Here is an 8113-nt window from a genome sequence, read left to right on the forward strand (position 1 = left end):
TTTGTCAATACTTTTTCTAAATGTCACTTTAACTTTTTACTGCGCTGTAATGCGCTCTGCCAGATCATTCAGATAAACCCACCGTTCCATCTTTTCTTCCAGCTGTTTTTCTGCGAGCTCTTTTTCTAAAGTAAGTTCAGAAAGTTTCGCAGAGTTCGTTGCATTCGCCATCATATCCGCATCCAGCTTTTCGAGTTTTTCCTCCAGCTTGGCAATATCTTCATCAATTGTCTCAAACTCCTTCTGCTCCATATATGAAAATTTCAACTTTGTCGGACGATTCTGTTTCCAATCATTTTTCCCGGTACTCTTTTTCGTCTTCACTTCCTCTTTTGGCACTTCCCGCTTCTGCTTCGCCTCTATGTAATCCGTGTATCCGCCCTCGTACTGCTGCAAATGTCCATTTCCATCAAATTCAAAAATGCGGTCCACCACGTTATCCAAAAAATAGCGGTCATGCGATACCGTGATCACAATTCCCTGAAACGAGTTCAGATAGTCCTCTAAAATTGTCATTGTCGGAATATCAATATCATTGTTCGCCTCATCGAATATAAGCACGTTAGGCGCAGCCTGCAGGACACTTAACAGATAAAGTCTCTTCTTTTCACCGCCCGATAATTTTTCAATTGGCGCATACTGCATATCCGGCGTAAATAAAAACCGCTCCAACATCTGCGAAGCTGTAATTCTTCCATCTTTCGTCGGAATATACTCGGCGATATCTTTCACAAAATCAATCACCCTCTGGCTCGTATTCATTTCCGGAAGTTCCTGTGCAAAATAACCGATTCGAATCGTCTCACCAATCTCAATCGTTCCCTCATCCGGCTCAACAAGTCCCGCGATCATTTTTAACAGCGTCGATTTGCCACAGCCATTTGGTCCTACAATTCCAAGATTCTGATTCTTCAATACAATATAATCAAAATCGTCAATCAACTTTCGCTCCCCGTAGCTCTTACTGACATGGTGGAGCTCAATCGTCTTCTTTCCCATTCTCGTTTCCACAGAATCAATCTCTGCCAAACGATCTGTCTCCGGAGCTTTCCCGTTTTTCAGCGCTTCCAGACGTTCCAGTCTCGCTCTCTGCTTCGTCGTTCTCGCACGACATCCACGTTTTGCCCACTCAAGTTCCATTCTAAGCACACTTTGGCGTTTCCTCTCTGACGCAAGCTCCATCTCCTCACGCTCTGCCTTCATTTCCAAAAACTTCGAGTAATTCGCCTCATATCCATATAACTTTCCACGGCTGATCTCCAAAATCCGATTGGTCACCTTGTCCAAAAAATAACGGTCATGTGTCACCATGATCACAACACCTTTATATCTCTTTAGATAATCTTCCAGCCAGGAAATCATCTCACTGTCCAAATGGTTGGTCGGCTCGTCCAACAACAAAATCTCAAACGAAGATGTCAGCGTTTTCGCAAGCGCCACCTTTTTCTTCTGTCCTCCCGAAAGATGCTCTATCTTCATATCATGGTCCGTGATTCCAAGTTTGTTGAGCGCACTCTTCACCTCACTTTTCAATGTCCAGTCATTTTCCGCTATGCCGTCAAACGCATACGACAAAACCGTTGCATCTTTTGGAAACACCGGATGCTGCGGAAGATACGCGAGGCGAATCCCATTCTGCTTTACAATCTGTCCCTCATCCGGCTCCTCCACACCTGCAATCATACGCAGCAGAGTCGTTTTCCCGGTACCATTGATTCCAATAATCCCAATTTTATCCCCCTCTTGAATTCCAAAAGAGACATCATCAAAAATCGTCTTTTCACCAAATATTTTACTGACATGTTCTATATTCAATATGTTCATTTTCAACACTCCTCATTTATTCTCTGAAAATATCATAAAGGATTTTTCAGTCTGCGTCAATTTCTGAAATCACACATCGCCTGTTTATGAATATAATAGTAAAAAACGAAAGAGGAATTCAGACATGAGTATGCCAAAAATCGAATGCACAGATATCAGCAAATGTTGTGCCGCCACTTCCCTGTTACAATCTATCGCATTGGAGGAAACCGCAATCTCGCATATTTTAAATGCAGAGGGTGAAAAACTGCAAAAAGCCATCTCAATGGAACATTGCAGCCATAAAGATTTGATCGAAGTAAATCAATCCGTAGAAAATATGGTGGAAAAAATCACAAATTTAGAAATGGTCCTGAAGTCAAAATTAGATCTGATCAAACCGATTTTAGAAGACTGTGACAAAAAGCCACATTCCTGCGCTTGCGACTGCAAATGTAAAGACGAAAAATAAATTTAAATCAGCAAAACTCCTCCCGGCCGGAATTTTTCGTTCCGTCTGGGAGGAGACTAAAATTATGCTTATAAATCATGTTGCTTTATATAATCGAGCAATGCCTCGCATCCTTCTTTCACATCCCGATATGTCACATCGAAATTCCCGGTATACCACGGATCTGCGATTGCCCTTGGCTCCCTGCCAAAATCAAGAAGCATATGAATCTTTCCTTCCGGGTCTCCACCCGCAATTCTTGTCATGTTGCGAATGTTTGCCTCATCCATCCCGATCAGATAATCATACTCCTTGTAATCTTTTTTCGTCATTTGAACCGCCCTGTGTGGAAGAACCGGAATCCCCACTTCCCGCATCTTGTTCACCGTTCCGTAATGCGGACCGTTGATCTCCTCACGGCTTGTTGCCGCGGAATCGATGTAAAATTGGTCTGTGAGACCTTGCTTGTTGACCATGTCTTGAAATACAAATTGGGACATGGTAGAACGGCAGATATTGCCGTGGCAGATGAAAAGTACCTTTATCATGTTCTTATATCTCCCTAAATTGTCGTATTTCCTTGTATTTAAAGGCTTTTTACAACTTTACAACTTACCAATTACAGACTTCTTTCATTTCTTTTTGAACATCGTCAAAGTGTGACAATATAAATTTTTGACGTGTCTTTTGTGAAATAGTGCCCCCTGTTAGATACTGGGGAAGTGCAAAAGCAGTCATTGCTTTCGCTCCATACTACACCAGGCTAACTGCTTATATATCATAATTTTCCTTTTTCTCCCATCCAATACTCATAAACTTTAATTTTTCCTTTCTCATCTCGGACAGCATCTTCTAATGAAATTTCTTTACGAATTATTCCACTATTAGATTTTGATAAATACCATTCCTTTTTTCTGCATTCTCCTTTTTCTTCTATAAATACTGAACATTCTTCCACATCTAGTAAATATAAACTATATAATCTCCCATAATATATGACACTATCATTCTGAGCAATCCTCTTGCCATTACAATCAAAAAACGGTGTATATTTAATATCAGCAAAATACCAATAATTTTTATTTTTTATATATAACCAATTAACAAACAAGTAAAAACAACATATTAAATATATGATATATATTTTTTTATCTGCACTTTTTATTACATCTATCCCATGAATACATAAAAGCAAATTATTGACTAACTTTAATAACAAAATGGACAATGTACCTATTTCAAAAATATCTTCTACCGTATTAAGAACAGGAAATAATTTCATATTAGAATTGATTTCCACACTGATTACCAAATATCTTAAGATTGTATATCCTACAACTTTATAAACAATTAATCCCACGAAAATTACATATGTATATTCAGCAAGAAACTGATTCAAAAATATTGGAAATGTTGGGAGTATTTCCACTTTAATACCAAACATAAATTTCCAATATTGTACTATAAAAGTTGCACAAACTATTAAGAACGATACTATTTTTAATAAGTCTACAATCTTTTTGACCTCTATATTGTCCTTTCCGAATTTTTGTACATCACTAACTATTTCTTTTACTTCTGAGTATAAACTCACTTTAACACATCCTTCCATAAATTTAACCTTTAAGTATAAAACATGGTCTGAACACCAAATAACGTTTTTGCTCTCTCCATTTTACCTGGTTGAGAAATGGCCACACCAACCCCTATTCCACCTGTTCCAATGATCATATGCGGTGCATATTTTTTCAAATACTTTAAAGTGTACCCCTTGTCAAGGACAAATTAAGAAGAAGGGATTTTCATTTTCTAACCAGTAGATGGCTATATCTTTTTGCTTAGTTACCTTCTTCATCATTCGTATCCGTAAAGGAGATTTTCCGGTTTCTGCAGCCAGTTCTTTTTGCTTCATGAACGGATTTTTATCAATCAGCTCCAAGACTGCCAATTCCTCTAAAGTGTATTCTAAAGTGTCAAATTGAGACTTTGGAACTTTTCAGTATCTGCATAATCCACATGCATATATCGGTTCTTCAGCTCATATTCCGTCCCCAGAAGCAAATTACTGAAGAACATTTCCAAGAACTTTGTCGTTACATGAACGCCATTCTGTAAATTATTATAATTTGCCCTCACCAAGGCGTTACGGAAATACCAGGAATTTTTCTCAAAAACATCGTTATTCACTTTGAATCCGAATGTTTTCATATACTTAATCATGAAAACTGCCGTTGCTCTTGTATTACCTTCACAGAACGGATGAATCTGCCAAATACCCGAAGCAAACTTTGCCAAGTGTTTTACAGATTCTTCCACAGACAGCCCCTCATAAGAGAACTGCTTTTCTGTTGTAAAGTCATAGTTAAGTGTCTCTTTAATACTGTTCCATGATGCATAGGTGACCGTATCGCCTTTCAGCACCCATTCTTTCTTCGTAATATTATACTGCCTAATTTGACCGGCATGAGAAAACACATCTTCAAACAATCTGCGATGGATGGTCAGCCATTCAATTGGCGAAAATTGAAATGCTTTCTCTCCCAACAATTTTGTAATTCTTGCAGATACAATATCTGCTTCCTCAGTATCATTCTCAGTTTGGGTACGATCAGCACGCTGTTCATAATAACTCTGAATACGTTTTTGAACTTCATCAATACTGATTTTTCCTTCAATATGTTCCTTAGCTGTATCAAGCAGATAGGCAGATGTTTGCAAGCCGTCTATCGCCTGCAATCCGATTGCAGTCTGCCAAGCTTCACTTTTTTCGATTTGACCAGGCTCGCCCTGTTTGATATATTCTTCCAGCTCAAATTGCCAGTTTTTGTCCGCTGACATAGCCACACCTCTTTTCCTACTTAATACGCAATCCTCAAATACTCCAAATACCCATTATATTTCTCCTGTGCTCTCAGACAAATATCTGTCAGATACCCTTTCTCATTATCCCATTCTTTCAATCCACGATAATAGAACATTTTCAGATTATCCTCGATGATAAATGGAACGATATTATATTTCAGACATTCCTTAAACATAATCAGTCTTCCCACACGGCCATTGCCGTCCTGGAACGGATGGATACGCTCAAGCTTCACATGAAAATTCAAAATATCCTCAAAAGTCTTTTCTTCTTTTCTGTTATACTCTGCCAACAAGGCTTTCATTTTATCGACAACTTCTTCCGGAAGTGCAGTATCCATACCGCCGACTTCATTCGGCATCTTTTTATAATCGCCAACAGCAAACCAATCTTTTCTGGAATCGCTGGTTCCATTTTTCAGGATTAAATGAAGCTCTTTGAGCAATTTCTCCGTCAATGCTGCCTTTGCGTTGTCAATGATCATATCAATACAACAAAAATGATTTGCCGTTTCAATCACATCATCCACATTCAACACTTCTTTTTCTACACCGATGGTATTGGTTTCAAAAATATATCTAGTCTGGTCGTGAGTCAGACGGCTGCCTTCCATGCGATTGGAATGATAAGTCAACTCAATCTGAGTTTTATGATAAATACCACCGGAATAATCTGCTTTCCTTTCCTCCTGCAGAATATCCAGCAAGGTTCTCTGTTTTTCTCTCTTCTTATTAGTACGCTCCGGTTTTTCTGCATTTTCCGGAATGTTCCACGTCTTACCGGTAATAAATGCTCCTTCTACACGATTATGAGCACAGTAATTTCGTACACTGCGTTCCGATATATTCCATTTCTCTGCCATTTCGGCAACTGAAACATACTGCATCCATATTCCTCCGCTTATCTAACGCTAAATCAATTTACACCTTTGTATCTGTCAAATCTTCCGTCTTAAACACATAATAACCTTCATAGTAATAACTGTGATCGATTCCTTTCATATAAATTTTTCGATCATTTACATTGTCCGTAAGGGCATTTTTCAGAAGAAACTTTATTTCGATATCTTTGATAGGGCTTCGTTCCATGGCAAGCAGATAATCCTCTTTATCCACCTTGCTCCAGTCAACCACATATCCTATTTCTTTTTTTAACATCAGATCAAGCCATATCCTCGTGCTTCTCCCATTTCCCTCTCGGAACGGATGCGCCACATTCATTTCTACATATTTTTCGACAATTTCATCAAAAGTTGACTGTGGCATTTTGTCTATACTCTGTAACGCTGCTTCCAAATACATCAGCGGAGCAAATCTAAAATTTCCTTTTGAAATATTGACCTTTCGTAATTTACCGGAAAAATCATAAATCTCATCAAAAAGATATTGATGAATCATCGCAAGACTTTGATAAGTCCCTGGTTCTAATGTCTCAAAAAAGCCACTTTCAAACATTTCAAGAGCTTTTTGCTTACTGATTTTTTCTTCCATTCTTGCTAATTCTGTAGAATCTGTAATACCTAATTTATTTTCAAGCATAGCTTACCTCACATTCTTCATGCGATCACTTTTCCAGTCACAAATCTATCGTTATAAGTATACCACAACATCGGCAATAAATCCAATTTATTATAAGATATCTTGCTTTTATTTTGCCGTATTTAATGATTCTTTCTTTCTCTTAGATGTTGGTAAATAAAATATCCTATAACAGACTCATCTTCTTATAGGTTATCTTTTTCTTTTTATCAAATCATCTATCCAATTTGCATTTTTTGAACCCAAACAGAAAGCAGTATAAAATTATTCCCACAAAGATTGAATAGCACAATGTTTCAATCTCTGCGGGAATATATTTTCCACTCACTTTACACTATTATTCAGCTGTAATCAAACCATCTTCATCCCAAAGGTCATGCCAGTCCTTTGCATTTTCCCACAAAAACACATGACCTTTAACTAATCTGTTTCCACGCTCCAAAGTTGACATTATTGCCATCTCTTCGTCGGACAGCGGATCTTCTGTCATACATTTTAAATTTGCAGCATAATTGTGTACTGAAAATGGAATCGGCACCTGCCCATTTTGATGTGCCCATTTCAGTGCAACAATTGCTGGATGCACATCATGTGCCTTTGCAATCGTCTGTATTTCCAACATCTCCAAATCCGAGATATCTTCTTCCATAATATCTCTCTCTGGTCTTCTTGGCGAACCAATTGGCATATATCCGATTGGCAGGATATTGCGCATCTCCAAATATTCTTGAATCTCTCTTTGCTGAAATGTCGGATGCATCTCAATCTCTGCCGCTGCTGGTTTGATTTTCATCAGCGGCAAGACTGCATCCATTTTAGGAATCGTCATATTAGAAATTCCTATATGCTTAATTATACCTTTCTCTACCAATTCCTCACACTGACGATATGTATCCATAAATTCTTCTACACTAAAGGGTTTTGAATCTGGATTTCTTGAATCAACATCACATCCTGGTGCATGATAATTTGGAAATGGCCAATGAATAAAATACATGTCAAGATAATCACATTTTAAATCCGATATACTTTTGAGACATGCTTTTTCTACATCTCTATGCATATCATTCCATACTTTTGACATTACAAACAAATCTTTTCGCTCCACAATTCTTTCATCAAATGCTTTCTGAAACACTTGTCCAATCTGATCTTCGTTTCCATAACAAGCTGCACAGTCAAACAGGCGATATCCACAGTCAATCGCACCTAAAACCGCATCCGATACTTCTTTGGGACTAACACGGTCAGATCCAAATGTTCCCATTCCAATGCACGGAATTTCTACTCCTGTATAAAGCTTCTTTTTCGGCACAATTACCGGATCAATAAATTTGTTCATTGTTATATCCATTCCTTTCGCTTCGCTCAGGCACAAAACGTAATGAAAATGTTTCCCTGAGCTTATTTTTTCTTTATAATTCTTCTTGTAGGGAACTCGGTATACTACAAATCACG

9 protein-coding genes are annotated in these 8113 nt (G+C 38.0%); 1 reads left to right on the forward strand and 8 read right to left on the reverse strand.

Annotated features, from left to right (window positions below; all coding sequences use genetic code 11):
• Positions 1-36 precede the first annotated feature (36 nt).
• Positions 37-1824, reverse strand: coding sequence for an ATP-binding cassette domain-containing protein (locus tag ACTQXY_RS06090; RefSeq protein WP_441658744.1), 1788 nt, complete (start codon positions 1822-1824; stop codon positions 37-39).
• 124 nt (positions 1825-1948) lie between these two features.
• Here ACTQXY_RS06090 and ACTQXY_RS06095 point away from each other — a divergent pair, with 124 nt between their 5' ends.
• A complete protein-coding gene (locus tag ACTQXY_RS06095; protein ID WP_441658745.1) occupies positions 1949-2275 on the forward strand; it encodes an alpha-helical endospore appendage domain-containing protein in 327 nt (108 codons plus the stop codon).
• A 68-nt stretch (positions 2276-2343) separates the two neighbouring features.
• Here ACTQXY_RS06095 and ACTQXY_RS06100 read toward each other — a convergent pair whose 3' ends face one another.
• The 7 genes from ACTQXY_RS06100 to ACTQXY_RS06130 all read right to left on the reverse strand — a co-directional run bounded on the left by ACTQXY_RS06100 (position 2344) and on the right by ACTQXY_RS06130 (position 7997).
• Entirely contained in the window at positions 2344-2802 is a 459-nt protein-coding gene (locus tag ACTQXY_RS06100; RefSeq protein WP_441658746.1) for an arsenate reductase/protein-tyrosine-phosphatase family protein, read from the reverse strand.
• Positions 2803-3032: 230 nt separating this feature from the next.
• Positions 3033-3848, reverse strand: a complete 816-nt coding sequence (locus ACTQXY_RS06105; RefSeq protein WP_441658747.1) for a hypothetical protein — start codon at positions 3846-3848, stop codon at positions 3033-3035.
• Between the two features lie 180 nt (positions 3849-4028).
• Entirely contained in the window at positions 4029-4193 is a 165-nt protein-coding gene (locus ACTQXY_RS06110; protein ID WP_441658748.1) for a hypothetical protein, read from the reverse strand.
• 26 nt (positions 4194-4219) lie between these two features.
• Positions 4220-5092: a Fic family protein gene (locus ACTQXY_RS06115; RefSeq protein ID WP_441658749.1), complete on the reverse strand. Its 873-nt coding sequence runs from the start codon at positions 5090-5092 to the stop codon at positions 4220-4222.
• Positions 5093-5112: 20 nt separating this feature from the next.
• Positions 5113-6003, reverse strand: coding sequence for a Fic family protein (locus ACTQXY_RS06120; RefSeq protein WP_441658750.1), 891 nt, complete (start codon positions 6001-6003; stop codon positions 5113-5115).
• Between the two features lie 34 nt (positions 6004-6037).
• Positions 6038-6655, reverse strand: a complete 618-nt coding sequence (fic, locus tag ACTQXY_RS06125; protein WP_441658751.1) for a protein adenylyltransferase Fic — start codon at positions 6653-6655, stop codon at positions 6038-6040.
• Positions 6656-6992: 337 nt separating this feature from the next.
• A complete protein-coding gene (locus tag ACTQXY_RS06130) occupies positions 6993-7997 on the reverse strand; it encodes an aldo/keto reductase (protein WP_441658752.1) in 1005 nt (334 codons plus the stop codon).
• Positions 7998-8113 lie beyond the last annotated feature (116 nt).

The sequence above is a fragment of the Faecalimonas sp. LCP19S3_D12 genome, assembly GCF_052121495.1.
Taxonomy (GTDB): Bacteria; Bacillota; Clostridia; order Lachnospirales; family Lachnospiraceae; genus Faecalimonas.